The organism is Halomonas sp. I1 (assembly GCF_032334135.1).
GTDB lineage: Bacteria > Pseudomonadota > Gammaproteobacteria > Pseudomonadales > Halomonadaceae > Halomonas.
The window spans coordinates 443,006-459,412 of record NZ_JAVXUS010000002.1 but is presented as its reverse complement, the minus strand read 5'-3'; the positions used below and the strand labels follow the sequence as shown (position 1 = coordinate 459,412).

At 64.1% G+C, this 16,407-nt stretch carries 18 protein-coding genes; 6 read left to right on the top strand and 12 right to left on the bottom strand.

The features are described 5' to 3' along the window. Positions 1 to 105: 105 nt before the first annotated feature. Positions 106 to 681, top strand: a complete 576-nt coding sequence (locus RSO41_RS05090) for a helix-turn-helix domain-containing protein (RefSeq protein WP_315617984.1) — start codon at positions 106 to 108, stop codon at positions 679 to 681. Here RSO41_RS05090 and RSO41_RS05085 read toward each other — a convergent pair. The 7 genes from RSO41_RS05085 to RSO41_RS05055 all read right to left on the bottom strand — a co-directional run bounded on the left by RSO41_RS05085 (position 671) and on the right by RSO41_RS05055 (position 7,337). Further along, the gene (locus RSO41_RS05085; RefSeq protein ID WP_315617983.1) at positions 671 to 1,609 is read right to left on the bottom strand and encodes an N-acetylmuramoyl-L-alanine amidase; all 939 of its coding nucleotides are present in this window, start codon (positions 1,607 to 1,609) and stop codon (positions 671 to 673) included. The genes RSO41_RS05090 and RSO41_RS05085 overlap by 11 nt on opposite strands. A 3-nt stretch (positions 1,610 to 1,612) precedes the next feature. Then, positions 1,613 to 2,356: a DUF3307 domain-containing protein gene (locus RSO41_RS05080; RefSeq protein WP_315617982.1), complete on the bottom strand. Its 744-nt coding sequence runs from the start codon at positions 2,354 to 2,356 to the stop codon at positions 1,613 to 1,615. Continuing rightward, complete coding sequence (locus RSO41_RS05075; protein ID WP_315617981.1) at positions 2,353 to 2,994, bottom strand: hypothetical protein; 642 nt, start codon at positions 2,992 to 2,994, stop codon at positions 2,353 to 2,355. The genes RSO41_RS05080 and RSO41_RS05075 overlap by 4 nt, the downstream gene beginning before the upstream one ends. A gap of 178 nt (positions 2,995 to 3,172) precedes the next feature. Beyond that, positions 3,173 to 4,363: a vWA domain-containing protein gene (locus RSO41_RS05070; RefSeq protein ID WP_315617980.1), complete on the bottom strand. Its 1,191-nt coding sequence runs from the start codon at positions 4,361 to 4,363 to the stop codon at positions 3,173 to 3,175. A 6-nt stretch (positions 4,364 to 4,369) separates the two neighbouring features. Then, complete coding sequence (locus RSO41_RS05065) at positions 4,370 to 5,215, bottom strand: MoxR family ATPase (protein ID WP_315617979.1); 846 nt, start codon at positions 5,213 to 5,215, stop codon at positions 4,370 to 4,372. 292 nt (positions 5,216 to 5,507) lie between these two features. After that, on the bottom strand, positions 5,508 to 6,389 hold the full coding sequence (locus RSO41_RS05060) for an NAD(P)-dependent oxidoreductase (RefSeq protein ID WP_315617978.1): 882 nt from the start codon (positions 6,387 to 6,389) through the stop codon (positions 5,508 to 5,510). Between the two features lie 264 nt (positions 6,390 to 6,653). Next, positions 6,654 to 7,337 carry a hypothetical protein gene (locus tag RSO41_RS05055; RefSeq protein ID WP_315617977.1) on the bottom strand — a complete coding sequence of 228 codons (684 nt, stop codon included), beginning with the start codon at positions 7,335 to 7,337 and terminating at the stop codon, positions 6,654 to 6,656. A gap of 140 nt (positions 7,338 to 7,477) precedes the next feature. Between RSO41_RS05055 and dapA the strand changes: the two genes are divergently transcribed. Further along, a complete protein-coding gene (gene dapA / locus RSO41_RS05050) occupies positions 7,478 to 8,530 on the top strand; it encodes a 4-hydroxy-tetrahydrodipicolinate synthase (protein WP_315617976.1) in 1,053 nt (350 codons plus the stop codon). Between the two features lie 416 nt (positions 8,531 to 8,946). Next, positions 8,947 to 9,588: a LysE family translocator gene (locus RSO41_RS05045; RefSeq protein ID WP_315617975.1), complete on the top strand. Its 642-nt coding sequence runs from the start codon at positions 8,947 to 8,949 to the stop codon at positions 9,586 to 9,588. Between the two features lie 163 nt (positions 9,589 to 9,751). Here the strand turns inward: RSO41_RS05045 and RSO41_RS05040 are convergent, their stop codons facing one another. The 4 genes from RSO41_RS05040 to RSO41_RS05025 form a co-directional block, all read right to left on the bottom strand. Continuing rightward, entirely contained in the window at positions 9,752 to 10,747 is a 996-nt protein-coding gene (locus RSO41_RS05040) for a nucleoid-associated protein (protein WP_315617974.1), read from the bottom strand. 65 nt (positions 10,748 to 10,812) lie between these two features. Continuing rightward, on the bottom strand, positions 10,813 to 11,574 hold the full coding sequence (locus RSO41_RS05035) for an ABC transporter permease (RefSeq protein WP_315617973.1): 762 nt from the start codon (positions 11,572 to 11,574) through the stop codon (positions 10,813 to 10,815). Then, positions 11,571 to 12,521 (bottom strand): ABC transporter ATP-binding protein, encoded by a 951-nt coding sequence (locus RSO41_RS05030; RefSeq protein ID WP_315617972.1) that lies wholly within the window; start codon positions 12,519 to 12,521, stop codon positions 11,571 to 11,573. The genes RSO41_RS05035 and RSO41_RS05030 overlap by 4 nt, the downstream gene beginning before the upstream one ends. 166 nt (positions 12,522 to 12,687) lie before the next feature. Then, positions 12,688 to 13,035, bottom strand: a complete 348-nt coding sequence (locus RSO41_RS05025) for a putative quinol monooxygenase (protein ID WP_315617971.1) — start codon at positions 13,033 to 13,035, stop codon at positions 12,688 to 12,690. A 15-nt stretch (positions 13,036 to 13,050) separates the two neighbouring features. On the opposite strand from RSO41_RS05025, the gene RSO41_RS05020 reads away from it, so the two are divergent. Next, entirely contained in the window at positions 13,051 to 13,284 is a 234-nt protein-coding gene (locus RSO41_RS05020; protein ID WP_315617970.1) for a hypothetical protein, read from the top strand. Between the two features lie 81 nt (positions 13,285 to 13,365). Here the strand turns inward: RSO41_RS05020 and nhaD are convergent, their stop codons facing one another. After that, on the bottom strand, positions 13,366 to 14,853 hold the full coding sequence (nhaD, locus tag RSO41_RS05015) for a sodium:proton antiporter NhaD (RefSeq protein WP_315617969.1): 1,488 nt from the start codon (positions 14,851 to 14,853) through the stop codon (positions 13,366 to 13,368). A gap of 213 nt (positions 14,854 to 15,066) precedes the next feature. Here nhaD and RSO41_RS05010 point away from each other — a divergent pair, with 213 nt between their 5' ends. Together RSO41_RS05010 and RSO41_RS05005 are read left to right on the top strand one after the other, a co-directional pair. Next, positions 15,067 to 15,894 (top strand): AraC family transcriptional regulator, encoded by an 828-nt coding sequence (locus tag RSO41_RS05010; protein ID WP_315617968.1) that lies wholly within the window; start codon positions 15,067 to 15,069, stop codon positions 15,892 to 15,894. A gap of 51 nt (positions 15,895 to 15,945) precedes the next feature. Further along, the gene (locus tag RSO41_RS05005; protein ID WP_315617967.1) at positions 15,946 to 16,404 is read left to right on the top strand and encodes a carboxymuconolactone decarboxylase family protein; all 459 of its coding nucleotides are present in this window, start codon (positions 15,946 to 15,948) and stop codon (positions 16,402 to 16,404) included. Positions 16,405 to 16,407: the final 3 nt, after the last annotated feature.

The following is a 16,407-nucleotide window of genomic DNA, read 5'->3' as shown; positions in this document are numbered from 1 at the left end:
GTTATAGCGCACGTCCTGGACGAGTTCGGCAAGATAGCATCGTGCGTTATCGCGTACAATCCGAGCGACGAGTGGCGGGCCGAGACGTATGAGGGGTGGAATCGAATGGACGATATTGGCCGACATATTGCGGCGACGCTGCGGTTGCTGCGTCAGCAGCAGGGCTGGAGCCTGGATCGTACCGCGCGGGAGACCGGCGTCAGCAAGGCCATGCTGGGACAGATCGAGCGCGGCGAATCCAGCCCCACGGTGGCCACGCTGTGGAAGCTCGCCAGCGGGTTTCGGGTGTCCTTTTCCAGTCTGCTGGTCGGTGGCGCAGCGGCCTCGGAAAGAGTGCGTCATGGCGCCGAGGCGGCCTGGGGGGAAGACGCCGCCGGCATGCAGGTGGAGCCGCTGTTCCCCTTCGATCCGTTACTCAGTTTCGAGCTGTTCGTGATCACCTTGGCGCCGGGGGCGGTCAGCGAGTCGGCCCCCCATGCGCCGGGGGTGGTGGAACACCTGGTGGTGATCGAAGGCGAGCTCGATATGCGCCTGGACGACGACTGGCAGCGGCTGGCGCCGGGCGAGGGGCTGCGCTTCGCGGCCGACCGCCCCCACGCCTATCGCAATGCTGCCGCGACACCGACCCGCTTTCACAACGTGATTCACTATCCGCGCGACAGCGACCCTCTCACGGATTGACGTCGTTCATCCGTGTCGGCGTGTCCAGTCGTTCGAGGGCCTCGGGGCGATAGGTCGCCAGCAGCGCCCAGAGTCGCGCGGCGCTCTCGACGTCCGGCAGCCCCCGGTAGTCGGCCGGACGAAAGTGCATCTGGAAGGCGCGCAACACGTCGCGGGTGCGCTCGTCGAGTCTTCCGCTCGGGGCGAGCGCATAGCCCCATTCGGCCAGCGCCGCCTGCAGGGTTGCCAGGTCGGGCGGTCGCTCGGCGAAACGGCGGCGATAATGCGCCACCTTGTCGGCATCGGGCCAGGCGCCGATGCCTGCCTCGTGCAGCCGCTGCCAGGGAAAGGCCGGGCCGGGGTCGATCTTGCGTTCGGGGGCGATGTCGGCATGGCCGAGGATATTCTCGGGCGCGATGTCGTGTCGCTCGACGATGTCGCGGAGCAGGGCGATCAGTGTCTCGACCTGGGCGTCGGGATAGGGCGCCCAGCGTGGCGGCTCGGCGTCCTTGTCTGCCAGCCGGCGGGACAGAGTGGCGGCATCGAGTTCGGGGCCGTCATTGACGATCTCGATGCCGATGGAGGTGGCGTTGAGGCCGCTCTGCCCGCGCCAGCGACTGGCACCGGCATGCCAGGCCCGGCGCGACTCGTCGACCAGCTGATAGACGCGACGCTCGCCGCGTGGTGATGGCACCGGCAGCAGGTAGTGGCTGCTGACCCTGGGGCCGGTCAGGATGGCCAGGGAGTTGGGCGCGTTCTCGTCGGTATAGTGCAGGATGAGCTGCTGCACCCGGCTGTCATGGGCGCGGGCCGGGTAGTCGTGATCGAGCCGGTAGCCGGGATCCGGCGTGCCGGACCCGCTGCAGGCCGTCAGCAGAGCGGTCGACAGCAGAATGCTCGACACCAACAGGGACCACCGCAGGAGGCCGGAAAGGCGTCGCAGGCTCATGGGTCAGCCGCCCCACAGCAGCGAGCGCACCAGCAACCCGAGGATCAGGGTCGTGGCGATGCTCAGCAGGGTGCCCAGTAGCACGTATTCGGTGAGCTTGCGGTCCTTGCGCTCGCGCAGGTCGCCATAACGCAGTACCGATTTGGCGGTGAGCAGAAAGCCCACGGCGGCGAGTTCGTCCTGCAACACCAGGGTCAGTACCAGCAGGCGTTCGAGCATGCCGATGCGGGCACCGGCGGCCACCAGGGTGCCGGGGTCGATGACGTCTTGGCTCCAGGGGCGCAGGGCCAGCGCGATGGCCAGCGACATGGGGCGGGTGACCAGCAGGTAGGACACCGCCAGGCCCAGGGTCTCGGGTCGGGTGAGCCACGCCAGCGCCATCGTCAGCGGGGCCGCGCCATCGACCCAGACCAGCCACAGGCCGAGCAGCACCAGCAGGTGGAGGGCCTGGTCGAGCAGGAACCAGTGCAGCTTGCCGGGGTCCAGGTGCGACTTGCCCAGATCGATCAGCCAGTGGCTAACCGCGACCAGCAGGGCGCCGGCCAGGGTGAAGGCGATGCTGGCCCCGGCCAGCAGCAGGACCAGCAGAACCAGTACGCCATGCAGGCCGGCATGCAGGTAGAGCGCCGCCGAGCGTGCCTTGCGATCCTGGCGCGATTCCACCCAGCGGCGAGGCTGGAGCAGAAAGTCGCCGGCCAGATGCACCAGCACCAGGCCGAGCAGGGTAGCGACGGTCGCGGCAGTCATGATGACGGGCCCTCCTTGGCCAGGCGTGAACGGAAGAAAGCCAGGGTATCGGCCAGCAGCGCCCAGCGCGCGGTGCGCAGACGCTTGTGGACGCTGGGCTGGCGGATGCCCAGGCGCTCGGCCAGCGCCTGCTGGGACTCATCGTGCCAGAGTCGCAGGTGGGCGATCTCGGCGGCGTGCCGGGACCAGCCATCGATCAGTTCATCGACGTAGCGGATCAGCAGGGCGAGGCCGGCATCTTCGGGTGCGTCGACCAGTGCCAGGGCGAGATGGGCTTCGTCGTCGAGGGCGTCGAGGCCCTGGCCCGAGGCCACGAAGACCGGTCCGTCGGCGGCGGCCAGCGGCGTATCGGGCTGCCAGGCATCGGCGCCGACCGCGACGGCCACGCGGGCGTCCCAGCGTTGGGTCTTGCCGTGCATGACCAGGGCCGCGCGCAGTGCCACGGCGGCGTCCAGGGCCGCTTCGGCGGCCGGCATGGCAAGCTGGAAGCCGTCGCCGCGAAAGCGTTCGTAGCGGCCGCCATGATGCGAGGCCAGGTGCTCGAGGGTATCGTCGAGCACGCCATGCAGGCGCCGACTGTCGGCGATGCGGCGTGAGTCGATGATATCGCCCGTGAGGACGGCGATGCGTTGGGGCATGATGGGATTCCGAAACCTGTGGACCTGGCGATCAAGTCGATCATCGTGCCGCGATTGACCCGGCATGCAAGCTTGCCGGGGTGATGTCATGCCTACAGTATAGCCGGAAAACGCTATTTTTCCATTTTATAACCATTAAGGGCTATATTTTTTATTTATAGCCTATAGGGGCTATTGCTTACCGGGCCAGCTCCGTCATGGCGTCTTCCAGCCCTCCCAGCGTCATGGGGTACATGCGGTCGTCGATGGCTTCGCGGATCAACTGGGTGGAGTGGGTGAACTCCCAGAAGCGCCGAGGCATGGGGTTGAGCCAGACGAGCCTGGGAAAGGCGTGGGTCAGCCGTGAGAGCCATACCGCGCCGGCCTCGTCGTTGAAATGCTCGACACTGCCGCCCGGATGGGTGATCTCGTAGGGCGACATGGCGGCGTCACCGACGACCACTACCTGATAGTCGGCGCCATAGGTGTGCAGTACGTCCATGGTCGGGATGCGCTCGTCATGGCGCCGGGCCTGGTACGTGGAATTGCTGCGCCACAGGCCCTCGTAGGGGCAGTTGTGGAAATAGAAGTGCTCGAGGTGCTTGAACTCGGCGCGCGCGGCGGAGAAGAGGGTCTCGCAGGTACGAATGTGGTCGTCCATGGAGCCGCCGACGTCGAGCAGCAGCAGGACCTTCACGGCGTTGCGGCGCTCGGGGCGCATCCGGACGTTGAGCAGGCCGGCGTCCCGGGCGGTATCGCGGATGGTGGCGTCGACGTCGAATTCCTCCGCCGCGCCCTGGCGGGCGAAGCGCCGCAGTCGGCGCAAGGCCATCTTGATGTTGCGCGTGCCCAGCTCGCGGTCGTTGTCGTAGTCGCGAAAGTGCCGCTCGTCCCAGACCTTCGTTGCTCGGCGATGACGCGAGCCATCCTGGCCGATACGAATGCCCTCGGGGTTGTAGCCATAGGCGCCGAAGGGGCTGGTGCCACCGGTGCCGATCCACTTGTTGCCGCCCGCGTGTCGCTCTTGCTGCTCCTCCAGGCGTTTCTTGAAGGTGTCGATCAGCGCTTCCAGGCCACCCAGGGACGCGATCTTCGCTTTCTCCTCGTCGGAGAGCTGCTTTTCGAACTCGCGGCGCAGCCAGTCATCGGGAATCAGTGCCTCGATGCCCGATGCCAGGTCCTCAATGCCTTCGTACCAGGCGGAAAACGCCCGATCGAAGCGATCGAAATGGCGCTCATCCTTGATCAGCACGGTGCGGGCGAGATGATAGAAGTCCTGAAGGTCGGCGAAGACCACGCCTTGCTCGACCGCCGCATGCAGGTCGAGCAGCTCGCGCAGCGATACCGGCACCTCGAAGCGCCGCAGGGTCTCGAACAGGCCGATGAACATGGCGGATCAGCGTCCTTGCCGGCGCATCATGAAGGCCAGCCGTTCCAGTAGCTGGGTATCCTGCTCGTTCTTGACCAGGGCGCCGGCCAGCGGGGGAAGGGCGCGTGCGGGGTCGCGCTGATAGAGCGCCTCCTGAGCCAGTTCGTCGGCCATCAGCAGCTTCAGCCAGTCGACCAGTTCGGAGGTGGAGGGCCGCTTCTTGAGGCCCGGCGCCTCGCGCAGCTCGAAGAAGACCTCGAGGGCCTGGCCGACGAGCCGAGGGGCGATCTCGGGGAAGTGCACATCGACGATGGACTGCATCGTCTGCTTGTCGGGAAAGTCGATGTAATGGAAGAAGCAGCGACGCAGGAAGGCATCGGGCAGCTCCTTCTCGTTGTTGGAGGTGATCACCACCACCGGGCGATGACGGGCGCGAATGGTCTCGCCGGTCTCATAGACGTGGAATTCCATGCGGTCGAGTTCCTGGAGCAGGTCGTTGGGGAACTCGATATCGGCCTTGTCGATTTCGTCGATCAGCAGGACGACACGCTCGTCGCTGGTGAAGGCTTCCCACAGCTTGCCGGGATGCAGGTAGTTGGCCACGTCCTCCACGCCTTCGATGCCCAGTTGCGAATCCCTCAGCCGGCTGACGGCATCGTATTCGTAGAGCCCCTGGGCGGCCTTGGTGGTCGACTTGATGTGCCAGGTGATCAGTCGCGTATCCAGCGACGCCGCCAGCTCTTCGGCCAGCAGCGTCTTGCCGGTGCCGGGTTCGCCCTTGATCAGCAGGGGCCGCTGCAGGGTCACGGCGGCGTTGACCGCCTGTTTCAAGGCCTCGGTGGCCACATAGGTTGAGCTACTGTCGAACGCCATGAATCGCCTCGAATGAAGGGGTGTCGAAATTCAAACGAGTGTACGTAAGGCGGCTGGCACCGACAATCGCCGCGTGCCGATATCAGGTCTTGTACGAAAAGTCGGCGAGCGAAGGTGAGGGCTAGGCCCGTTCCTGACGGGCCCGCGCATTTCCCACATCCGTGTGGGTCACAAGGCGAAATCGGTCGAGAAAGCGCAGTTTACAAGGAGTAAATGAGCATTTTGATCGGACTCGCGCGCGAGACCGAATTCAACACCGTATCACCGAGTGCAGCCACTTTTCGTACAGACCCTAGGGCCGGCGATAGGTCTCGACCAGCGTAGCCGGGTCGTCCTCGCCATGGCCCTGTGCGGCGTGGGCTCGCATCAACTGGGCGGCCAGGCCGCTCATGGGCGTGGCGCTGAGGGTCCGGCCGCCCTGGGCCACGGCCATGTCCAGATCCTTGAGCAGGGTGCGCAGGTGCCAGGCGGGGGACGCGAAGTCGCTGGCGGCCATGCGCGGGGCGAGGATGCGCAGCGGCGTGGAGTCGGCGAAACCGCCGGCCAGCGCTTCGGTAAGGCGCGAGGCATCGACGCCGCTGGTCTCGGCCAGGGCAACCGCCTCGGCGATCACCGCCGCCTGGCAGCCGACGATCATCTGGTTGCAGACTTTGGTCACCTGGCCGCTGCCCACCGGTCCCATGTGCGTGATGCGTGCGGCGAGCGGCTCGAGCAGAGGGCGGGCGGCGTCGATGTCTTCGCGTTCGCCGCCGCACATGATGGCGAGCTCGCCGGCCTCGGCGCCGACTACGCCGCCGGAGACCGGGGCGTCCACCCAGCGCATCCCCCGACGGTCGGCGAGCGCATCGGCCATGTGCCGGGTGGCGTCGGGGTCGCTGCTGGACAGGTCGATCACGAGTTGGCCGTGGTGGCCATGCTCGGCCAGGCCGCCGGGGCCGAACACCAGTGCCTGCACGACCTCGGTGTTGGCCAGGCAGAGCATGATCACATCGACCTGGTCGACCAGGGAGGCGACATCATCGGCAAGCCGTGCGCCGCTTTCGGCGGCCACGGCGGCCGCCTTCTCGGGCGAGCGGTTCCAGAGGGTGACATCGAAGCCGGCGTCGCTCAGGCGCCGTGACATGGGATCGCCCATCAGGCCGATACCGATGAAACCGAGGCGAGGGAGGGGCATGGAGATTCTCCGCCGTGTTGATGAGATATCGCGGTCAACTGATGCTTGCCGCATATGTTGGCATAAATGACAACAAGATCTGCATGGCACCCGCCTGGTGCATGGCGGGCTAACGAGTCGTGTGACCATAAGTGCTGGAACATCTTTCGGCGTTGGCGATTGACTGAAAGGAAGGGGATTCCCATGGGCGGGGGGAGGTGACTCTGGATCGACCAGCCGTTGAGCCAATGCATGGGGGCATGGTTCGGTTGACATGCCTTCACTTTAGCAACGCGGCTCATGCGCCGGGGCTGGTGAACCTGAGCGCGTGAGGAAACTTTCAAACAAGGTGTCGAAGACGAGCCTCGCGTCGTTTTCCGCGACGAAGATCATCGCCTCCGTATAGGTGGAGGAGATTTCGATCAGATTGATGTTCTGCAGTGCCACGCGCTGTAGGAGCAGATACAGAAGTCCGGGTACGTCGATGTAGTTCTCATCAAACTGCACACTGATCGATGCTATCCCTTCGCTCTGGTAGATCGGCTGCGTGCGCACGGTATGGTCCAGGTCACTGCCATGGCGCGAGTCGTAGATCACGGTTAGTTCGTGCATGCCCTGCGTCAGGTTGCAGAAGTCGTTGTTGTCGTGGATGCGACGATAGAACTCGTTCAATTGCTGGTGAAGCCTATGGCTACGTGGATAGCTCCGCGCGGAGAGACCGGAATGGATCGTTACATTCTCCACGATGAATTGCGCAGGTTCCGGTGCCGGTCGTGCCCGATCTCGACCCAGCCGTGATAGTGCCATGGTGATGGCGGTCGGCTGGACATCTTTCTTTGCCCGTGCGGCAACCATGGGCCGCAAGTAGGCGGCCAGTTTCGTCAAGTTGAACAGACCGTGTCGGAAGCCGAATTCCAACAATGGATTGGCACGCACGATCTGGTTCAGGGCGTCAGTGATGGAAATCATGTTATATACATAACAGTAAAATATAAAAATGGCTATATTTGACGCAAAATTTGACCACTGTCTCCGTTTCGTCGGAAACGTATCGGACACCTGCATGGCCGCCCTGGCGGCATCCAACTGACGACGTAGCGGAGGCGAACATGATGTGGCGGTTTTCGGGAACATACACGGCGCTGGTGACGCCGTTTACGCGGGATGGTCAGATCGACTGGACGGCGCTCGATCTGTTGGTGGACAAGCAACTGGCAGCCGGCATCGATGGACTCGTGATACTTGGTACTACCGGCGAAGCACCGACCGTTCATGGTGACGAAGCAGTGTCCTTGCTGTGTCGCGTGCGAGATCGAGTGGGCAGTGCCATCACTGTCATCGCCGGCGTCGGAGGCAACGATACGCTGTCCACGATCCAGCAGGCGCAGATGGCGGAGGCGACCGGGGTCGACGGACTTCTGGTCACTTGTCCCTACTACAGCAAGCCGTCGCAGCCGGGCTTGATTCAGCATTTCGAGGCGGTGGCTACCGCCGTGTCGGTTCCCGTCCTGCTGTACAACATCAAGGGCCGTACGGCGGTGAATCTCGAGGTCTCGACCATCCTGGAGCTTGCCAGGGTGGCGAATATCGTCGGCATGAAAGAAGCCAACAGCGAGATGGACCATGTTCTGTCGCTGATGGCCGCCGTTCCCAAGGACTTCGCTGTGCTGTCAGGCAATGATGACATGGCATTGTCGATTCTGGCGCTGGGAGGGGCGGGACTGATCTCCACTCTTGCGAATTTGCTGCCGGAAGAGGTAAAGGAAGTCGTCGACGAGATGCTTGTCGGGCGTTGGCTCGAGGCGCGGGCCTTGCACAATCGCCTGTTACCGCTGATGCGTGGCTGTATGCTCGAGACCAACCCGATTCCTATCAAGACGGCACTGGCCTGGCGAGGCGACATCGGCCCCACGTTCCGTTCGCCGATATGCTCGATGCAGGGTGGCCCCGCTGGAGAGTGGCGACGTCTACTGGAGCAGCGCGGGTTTCTGCCTGGTGGGGCCGCCGCAAGCCCTGTAGCGGAACATGGCGGTTGCGTCATGTCCCGCTTGAACCGTCATGAGCGGGGCAATACTAGTGATGCCATACCATCGTTCTTGCAAGAGGCGTCAAGGGAAAGACGGTTTGCCACCAAGGTCGGATTGTCGCCTCGGCGCGAATGACGTTTCATGAGCGCAAACAACGAGATCATAGCGGGTACATCGGCAGCCCCGATGGCCTGACAAAAAAAATGTCCCCCGAAGGGGACAAGAGGAGCACGCCAGCTCACACCTTTACTATCCGAAAATCATGCCTGGATAGAAAAAATAAAACAAAAACAATAAGTTGATAATTTGATCATACGGCGGTCCATGCCTTGGGCCGCCGTTTTCATGTTGTGGCGCACCAATTTGCCACTGTCGCCGGCCTCTGCGCATCATTTCGGGGCAGTCTGCCCGACATGTCGCGACAGGCCGTGTCGTCTCCGGCGCCATTGCCGGTATCGGTCGGGGCCGTCTCCGGCGTCCTCGTCGGACGCGACGACAGAGCCCTGTTATGCTTGCTTCATGGATGTCTCAGGGAAAGGAGCCACATCATCATGCTGACCTATTCACTGGCCCACTGGATGGCCTTTCTCTCCACCGCGGTGTTGTTGAATCTGTCGCCGGGTCCCGATATGGCGTTCATCCTCGGACAGACCGCCAGGCATGGGCGGCGTGGCGGCGTCGCCGCCATGTTCGGCGTCTGGAGCGGTGCCGCAATGCACGTGGCCATGGCGGCGCTGGGGCTCTCGGCGGTACTGGCCACTTCGGCGCTGGCGTTCTCGCTGGTGAAATGGGTCGGGGCGGCCTACCTGGTGTGGCTGGGGCTGCAGATCCTGTGGCGTCGCGGAGGCGATGAGAGTGCGCCCGACGTCACCGTGCCGAACACGCCACGCCCGGGCGCCATTTTCCGTCAGGGCATGCTGGTGTCGGTGCTGAACCCCAAGGTGGCGGTGTTCTTCCTGGCCTTTTTGCCGCAGTTCGTGGTGCCCGGGGCAGGGCCGGCCGCCCTGCAGCTGGCCCTGCACGGCGGCCTGATCATCCTGGTTGCGGCAGTGATCGAGCCGCCGCTGGTGTTCCTCGGCGCCCGGCTGGCGAGTGCCCTGAGCGATCATCGTCGCCTCGGCACCTGGCTCGAGAAGGGGCTCGGCGGGCTTTTCGTGGGGCTGGGAGTTAAGCTCGCCCTCAGCGAACGCTAGACCCTACCTTCGAGCGTCGAGCCACGAGCCACGAGCCACGAGCCACGAGCCACGAGCCACGAGCTGGGTTTTCGGGGTTCGTATCTCGTATCTCGCCGCTCGTATGCTTTGGGTTTCGAGCTTCGAGCTTCGAGCTTCGAGCGTCGAGCGTCGAGCGTCGAGTTCACTCCTCTCGCTTCAATTGTTTGCGCAGCCCCTGGGGCACCTGCTTGATGATCAGCCGGTCGTTTTCCTCGTCGTATTCCACGGCGGCGCCCAGCAGGTGCGAGTCGAAGCTGATCGAGACGCCGGCGGCGCGTCCCGTGAAGCGCTTGAAGGCCTTGAGCGTCCGCTTGTCCGGGGGAATCTCCGGGGCCAGACCGTAGTCGCTGTTGCGGATGTGCTCGTAAAAGGCCTTCGGCTGCTGCTCGTCGACCAGTTCGGAGAGTTCCTCCAGCGTCATCGGTTCGCCGCGGCTGGCCTGGTCGCTGGCGTAGTCGATCAGGGCGTCGGTCTTTTCGCGGCTGGTTTCCTCCGGAAGGTCCTCGTTTTCCACGTAATCGCTGAAGGCCTTGAGCAGGGTACGCGTTTCCTGGGTGGCATCGAGCGGCTCGCTGGCGCCCAGCACCTCGGCGAAGGCATCGGCGAGCTTGCGACCACCACGGTCGCGGGTATAGGACAGATAGGGATGAGAGGCGTTGCCTTCACGCCATTGACCGATATCGAGCCGCGCACCGAGGGTCATCTGGGAGAGGTTGAGTTGACGGCTGGGCAGGATCTCCAGATGCTCGCCGATACCGAAACCTTCGCGATGGTGGAGCAAGGCCATGATCAGGTAGCGTGCCTCGCCCTGGCGATGATCGACGACCAGCAGGTGGCCGCCCAGCGGCAGGTGATCGTCGACCAGGGGCGCGATGCCATTGGCCAGCTCTTGTGTCAGCTCGGTGAAGGCGAGATCGCCCTCCAGATAGCGTGCCAGGGCGCCGGGAAGGCTGGCTTCGGTGTCGTCACCGAAGCGTCCCCACCCCTTTGCCTTGGCATGATAGGCATCATTGAGGCTGGCCAGCAGGTCGTCGAGGGCGGCGGATGCCTCGAGCTCTCCCGAGGCGGGCACGACCCGGGCCGGGCTCTCGCCGTCTCGCTTGTCGATGCGATGGATGATGCTGTGCAGGATCGGCATGGGGACCTCGCGGCTCGCGGATGAGGGCGGCGATGATATCGCATTCGCCTGCCCCGCGCCGAACGTCACGGCTTGAGCCGGTAGCCGCTGCGAAAGATCCAGTTCACCACGGCGAGCGAGACCGCCAGGAACAGCGCGATCATTCCCAGGCTGGCCCAGATGCTGACATCCCCCATGCCATAGAAGCTCCAGCGGAAGCCGCTGACCAGGTACACCACCGGATTGGCCAGGGTGACGACCTGCCAGACGGGAGGCAGCATGTCGATGGAGTAGAAGGTCCCGCCCAGAAACGTCAGGGGCGTGATCACCAGCAGCGGCACCAACTGGAGCTTCTCGAAGCCGTCGGCCCAGATGCCGATGATGAAGCCCAGCAGGCTGAAGGTCAGGGAGGTGAGCACCAGAAACAACAGCATCATCAACGGATGGGCGATGCTGAAGGGCACGAACAGGCTGGCCGTGGCCAGCACGATCAACCCCAGGATCACCGATTTGGTGGCCGCCGCGCCGACGAAGCCGAGCACGACCTCGAAATAGGAGACCGGTGCCGAGAGGATCTCGTAGATGGTGCCGGTGAAGCGCGGGAAGAAGATGCCGAAGGAGGCATTGGAGACACTCTGAGTGAGCAGCATCAGCATGATCAGGCCGGGCACGATGAAGGCGCCGTAGCTGACACCGTCGACTTCGCTGATGCGAGTGCCGATGGCGGCGCCGAACACCACGAAGTAGAGCGACGTCGAGATGACCGGCGAGACGATGCTCTGCAGGACGGTGCGCAGGCTACGGGCCATCTCGGCGACATAGATGGTCTTCACGGATCTCCAGTTCATGTTCCCTCCCGAACCAGGCTGACGAAGATCTCCTCCAGGGAGCTCTGCCGAGTGTGGAGATCCTTGAAGTGAATGCCGGCCGCTTCCAGGTCGGCCAGCAGTTCGGCGATGCCCGCGGGCTCTTCTTGTCCTTCGCCCTGGCGAGCGGCGTCGTAGGTATAGACCAGGGCGTGGCCGTCTTCCTCGAGGGCCAGATCATGCCCGGCGAGGGTGTCGGGAATGCGTGTCAGCGGCTCGCTGAGGTGAAGCGTCAACGCCTTGCTGCCGAGCTTGCGCATCAGTTCGCGCTTCTCTTCCACCAGCACCAGTTCGCCGGCACGGATCACGCCGATGCGGTCGGCCATCTCCTCGGCTTCCTCGATGTAATGCGTGGTGAGGATGATGGTCACGCCGTTTTCGCGCAGGCTTCGCACGACCTCCCACATGTCGCGTCGCAGCTCGACGTCGACGCCGGCGGTGGGCTCGTCCAGAAAGAGGATCTGCGGCTCGTGGGCCAGCGCCTTGGCGATCAGCACGCGGCGCTTCATGCCGCCGGAGAGCGTGATCAGCTTGCTGCGGCGTTTCTCCCAGAGACTCAGCGAGCGCAGGACCTTCTCGATGTGAACGGGCGAGGCCGGCTTGCCGAACAGGCCGCGGCTGAAGCTCACCGTGTCCCAGACCGTGGAGAAGGCCTCGCCGGTCAACTCCTGCGGTACCAGGCCGATCCGCGAGCGGGCCTCGCGGTAGTCATGGACATTGTCGTGGCCATCCACCAGGACCTTGCCGCCGCTGGCATTGACCAGTCCGCAGATCACGCTGATCAGGGTGGTCTTGCCGGCGCCGTTGGGGCCGAGCAGGGCGAAGATCTCGCCGCGCCGAATCTCGAGGTCGATGCCCTTGAGTGCCTGGAAGCCGCTGTCATAGACCTTCGACAGGCCCTCGACGTGGATCACCGTGGCGTCGCTCACCGGACACCTCCCGCACCCCTGGTGCCATGCATGGGGACCTCGGCGGCGCTCGGCGATGAGCTGGCATTCCTGTGCATCGGTATTACCTCATGAAGTGAATGGCGACCGATCATGTCTCGCCGCGAAGCGCGTCCGTGACCGGTGTCGGGAGGGCTTCGGCAATCGTTCAGACGCGAGGGGCGTCGAACTCGGCCGGCTCGTCAGTGTAGACGCAGACGTTGGCATCCTCGATCAGGCCGTCCGGCGATTCCACCTGGGTCTCGAAGAAGGCCTGAATCTCGCGGCGCTGGCAGTGAGCCTCGAAGGCTTCGCGGCTGGCCCAGGTTTCATGGAAGACGATGGGGTAGCTGTCACCCTGGGCGAAGGGGCTGTCGATCTTCCGCGTCACGGTATAGCGCAGGCACCCATCCTCGCGATGCGTGTTGGGCTCCAGTGCCTGCAACGCCTCGAAGGCCGCCGCCTCATGGCCGGGCTTGGGCTTGAAACCGGCGATGCAGTAGATCTTGCGGGACATGGTACCTCCTGATGGATGAATGAACTGTCCGACCATAACACGACGCCGTTCGGCCCGGGAGCTCGTGCATCCCTTCGCGTCGGCCATCGACAGCGAATTGCCGATACCGCCCGAACGGGTGCATCTCATGCTGGAAAGCATGCCGAGCTGGGGGAGGTCGAGTCGCGGGAGATGGATCGCTGCTGCGCCGGCTATCCGGACGAGAGCATTGCCGAATGGCACGCGCGCCTCGGGCTCGACGAGGAATGAAGCAGGCAGGGGGCGAAGAGGCAGGAGGCGTGAAAAACAGCCCCCTGCCCGGCGAGGCGCCGGGCAGGGGCAAGGGATGGATCAGTGAAAGACGGCGAAGCTGTCTGCATTGAGCAACAGGTGTACCACCACGCTGGCCGCATACCCCAGGGCGATGACCGGGGCCCAGCGCATGTGGCCGGCAAAGGTGTAGATACCGCGCGCCTGGCCCATCAAGGCCACGCCGGCAGCGGAGCCCACCGACAGCAGACTGCCGCCCACGCCAGCGGTCAGGGTGATCAGCAACCAGTTGCCCATGGACATGTCGGGCTCCATGGAGATGACGGCGAACATCACCGGGATGTTATCGACCACCGCCGAAACCATGCCCAGCACGATGTTTGCCCAGACGGGGTCCCAACCGGTGTACAGGGTCTCGGAGAGCAGGCTCAGGTAGCCCATGAAGCCCAGGCCGCCCACGGACATCACCACACCGTAGAAGAACAGCAGGGTATCCCACTCGGAGCGAGCGACACGGGTGAAGACATCGAAGGGCACCACGCTGCCCAGGGCCTCCAGCTTGCGCCAGTCGCCACGCTGACTGTAGCGGGTGCGCTTGCGCTCCAGCGAGCGCGGCAGGCTGCGGCGCAGGTAATAGCCGAAGAACTGCAGAAAGCCCAGCCCCGTCATCATGCCGAGCGCCGGTGGCAGGTGCAGCACGGTATGGCAAAGCACCGAGATGACGATCGTCAGCAGGAACAGGCAGACGATGCGGCGAGCACCGCGCTTGAGCCAGATGCCTTCCTCGAGGGCGGCCGGCTTGCGGTTCTTGATGAACAGGCTCATCACGATGGCCGGCACCAGGTAGTTCACCAGCGAGGGGCCGAGCAGCTCGAAGAACTCCTGGAACTCGACCAGCTTGGCCTGCCAGACCATCAGGGTGGTGATATCGCCGAAGGGGCTGAAGGCGCCGCCGGCGTTGGAGGCCACGACCACATTGATACAACAGAGATTGATGAAGCGCTTGTCGCCTTCGGCGACCTTGAGCACCACGGCGCACATCAGCATGGCGGTGGTGAGGTTGTTGGCGATGGTCGAGATCCAGAAGGCGAGGATGCCGGTGATCCAGAACAGCGAACGGTAGCTGAACCCCTTTTCCACCAGCCAGGCGCGCAGCTTGTCGAAGACACGGCGCTCTTCCATGGCGTTGATGTAGGTCATGGCCACCAGCAGGAAGAGCAACAGCTCGCTGTATTCCAGCAAAGTGTCGCTGAAGGCTTCCTCGGCGGCATCGGGCAGGCCGGACTGGACATAGACCCAGCCGATCAGCCCCCAGATCAAGCCGGCGGCGACCAGTACCGGCTTGGACTTGCGCATGTGCAGTTTCTCTTCGGCCATCACCAGGGCATAGGCGGCCAGAAAGAGGGTGACGGCGATGAAGCCGGGCAGGGTATAGGTCAGGTCCAGCTCGCCGGCAGAAGCGGCCTGGGCGAAGGGGCTGAACAGCAGGATCGACAGCGCGAGCACGAGAAAGCCTGGCCACCGGGCGCTGTGCCGGAGCCAGTGTGGGGAACGATGGCTTGTCAGCATGACGGAAGCATCCTGAGGTAGGAGGGGGAAAGGGTCGAAAAACGAGGCGGATTTTACACCAAAGAAACAGTGTTCGCCATTTGTTGAGTCGGCTAATCAACCCTTTTCGGTGATTTTTTTGCTGCATTGCACCCAGGCCAGGTCTATCGAGGACGACGGGTATCCGGGCTACACTGTTCAACGTCGTCGAGTCACTGACTGTGCGGAGTTCGCATGCTTGCCCGAGAATCCGTTGAGCCCCCGCAGCCAGTTTCCAGGCAAGGCGTGGCGCCGCTGGTGTTGCCGCGCCTCGTCATCCATCGTCTGTTGCCGGCCCCGCCACTGCGCCCTTGGGTCGACCACTACTGGTTCGTGCAAGGGCCGCCGCCGGATGCGCCGACCCGCAACAAGCTCTACCCCGATGGCGGGGCCACGTTGACTTTCAGGCACCTTGATACCACGGCACCGTCCGCTGGCTGGGACATTGCCCGGCGGACGGTGGCGGCCTGCGCCACCACCGTGGGGGCTACCCTGGGCATCCGGTTTCGACCTGGTGGCGCCTTTCAACTGTTCGGCATGCCGCTGGAAGCACTGGACGATGCCGGTCAATGGGAAAGGTGGGCGCCGGATGACGGGAAGGCATTGCGAGACAGCCTGCCGGAGCTGTCGCTGGAAGCGCGGCTGGCGCGTGTCGATGCCTGGTTGCTCGCCAGGGCGGAGGCGAATGGACCCAGGATCGGTCATGTGCAGCGGCTGTTACCGCTGATCGACAACGGGCGCTTCAGGATCGACCGGGTGGTGGCCAACCATGGGCTGAGCCGCCGAACGCTCGAGCGGACTTTTCGGGACCAGGTGGGGTTGGCACCCGCGCAGATGGACCTGCTGCAACGCCTCAAGCACGCCAGGGCCCTGTTGTCGGGAGCCGAGCCATCGATCAGCCAGGTCGCCCAGGCATGCGGCTTTCACGACCAGGCACACCTTACCCATCGCTTTCGCCGCCATGTCGGGGAGACGCCGGGTGAGTATCGTCGGCGCAAGTTGGCGCAAATCTACAAGGCGTGATTTCGGCGCGCGCGCATGCTGGGCACTCCATTTCCCCGAAAGGAGTGCGTCATGCAAGAGCATGTTTCCCGTGCCGATTTCTATCGCCTGCAGCCCGCGCTGGTGCAAGGGCTCCAGTCGACCCAGGAGGCCGTGCAGGCGGCGGGCATCGAACCGGGCTTGATTCACCTGGTCTTCCTGCGTGCCTCCCAGCTCAATGGTTGTGCCTTCTGCCAGCGGATGCATTCCGAGGAGGCGCGTGGCGATGGCGAGCGGCAGGCACGTCTCGACGTGCTGCCGGCCTGGCGAGAGTCACCCGGTTTCAGCGAGCGTGAGCGCGCGGCGCTGGCCTGGACGGAGGCGCTGACCCTGCTGGCCGAGAGCGACGTCGACCAGGCGCTTCGCGACCGGGTGAGGGCAAGCTTCAGTCTGGAGGAGCAGTTGAGCCTCACCTCCCTGGTGGTGGTCATCAATGGCTGGAACCGGATCGTGCTGTCCTGCGGGTTCCGGCCCGAGATAGGTGACGGGTAGTGC

What these genes read in the sequence shown, in the direction of transcription:
- RSO41_RS05025 (WP_315617971.1), bottom strand. Translation starts at nt 13,035, where the DNA reads ATGTCCCGCAAGATCTACTGCATCGCCGGTTTCAAGCCCAAGCCCGGC.
- RSO41_RS05080 (WP_315617982.1), bottom strand. Translation starts at nt 2,356, where the DNA reads ATGACTGCCGCGACCGTCGCTACCCTGCTCGGCCTGGTGCTGGTGCAT.
- RSO41_RS05040 (WP_315617974.1), bottom strand. Translation starts at nt 10,747, where the DNA reads ATGCCGATCCTGCACAGCATCATCCATCGCATCGACAAGCGAGACGGC.
- RSO41_RS05075 (WP_315617981.1), bottom strand. Translation starts at nt 2,994, where the DNA reads ATGCCCCAACGCATCGCCGTCCTCACGGGCGATATCATCGACTCACGC.
- RSO41_RS05045 (WP_315617975.1), top strand. Translation starts at nt 8,947, where the DNA reads ATGCTGACCTATTCACTGGCCCACTGGATGGCCTTTCTCTCCACCGCG.
- dapA (WP_315617976.1), top strand. Translation starts at nt 7,478, where the DNA reads ATGATGTGGCGGTTTTCGGGAACATACACGGCGCTGGTGACGCCGTTT.
- RSO41_RS05090 (WP_315617984.1), top strand. Translation starts at nt 106, where the DNA reads ATGGACGATATTGGCCGACATATTGCGGCGACGCTGCGGTTGCTGCGT.
- RSO41_RS05065 (WP_315617979.1), bottom strand. Translation starts at nt 5,215, where the DNA reads ATGGCGTTCGACAGTAGCTCAACCTATGTGGCCACCGAGGCCTTGAAA.
- RSO41_RS05005 (WP_315617967.1), top strand. Translation starts at nt 15,946, where the DNA reads ATGCAAGAGCATGTTTCCCGTGCCGATTTCTATCGCCTGCAGCCCGCG.
- RSO41_RS05060 (WP_315617978.1), bottom strand. Translation starts at nt 6,389, where the DNA reads ATGCCCCTCCCTCGCCTCGGTTTCATCGGTATCGGCCTGATGGGCGAT.
- RSO41_RS05020 (WP_315617970.1), top strand. Translation starts at nt 13,051, where the DNA reads ATGAATGAACTGTCCGACCATAACACGACGCCGTTCGGCCCGGGAGCT.
- RSO41_RS05085 (WP_315617983.1), bottom strand. Translation starts at nt 1,609, where the DNA reads ATGAGCCTGCGACGCCTTTCCGGCCTCCTGCGGTGGTCCCTGTTGGTG.
- RSO41_RS05070 (WP_315617980.1), bottom strand. Translation starts at nt 4,363, where the DNA reads ATGTTCATCGGCCTGTTCGAGACCCTGCGGCGCTTCGAGGTGCCGGTA.
- nhaD (WP_315617969.1), bottom strand. Translation starts at nt 14,853, where the DNA reads ATGCTGACAAGCCATCGTTCCCCACACTGGCTCCGGCACAGCGCCCGG.
- RSO41_RS05055 (WP_315617977.1), bottom strand. Translation starts at nt 7,337, where the DNA reads ATGATTTCCATCACTGACGCCCTGAACCAGATCGTGCGTGCCAATCCA.
- RSO41_RS05010 (WP_315617968.1), top strand. Translation starts at nt 15,067, where the DNA reads ATGCTTGCCCGAGAATCCGTTGAGCCCCCGCAGCCAGTTTCCAGGCAA.
- RSO41_RS05035 (WP_315617973.1), bottom strand. Translation starts at nt 11,574, where the DNA reads ATGAACTGGAGATCCGTGAAGACCATCTATGTCGCCGAGATGGCCCGT.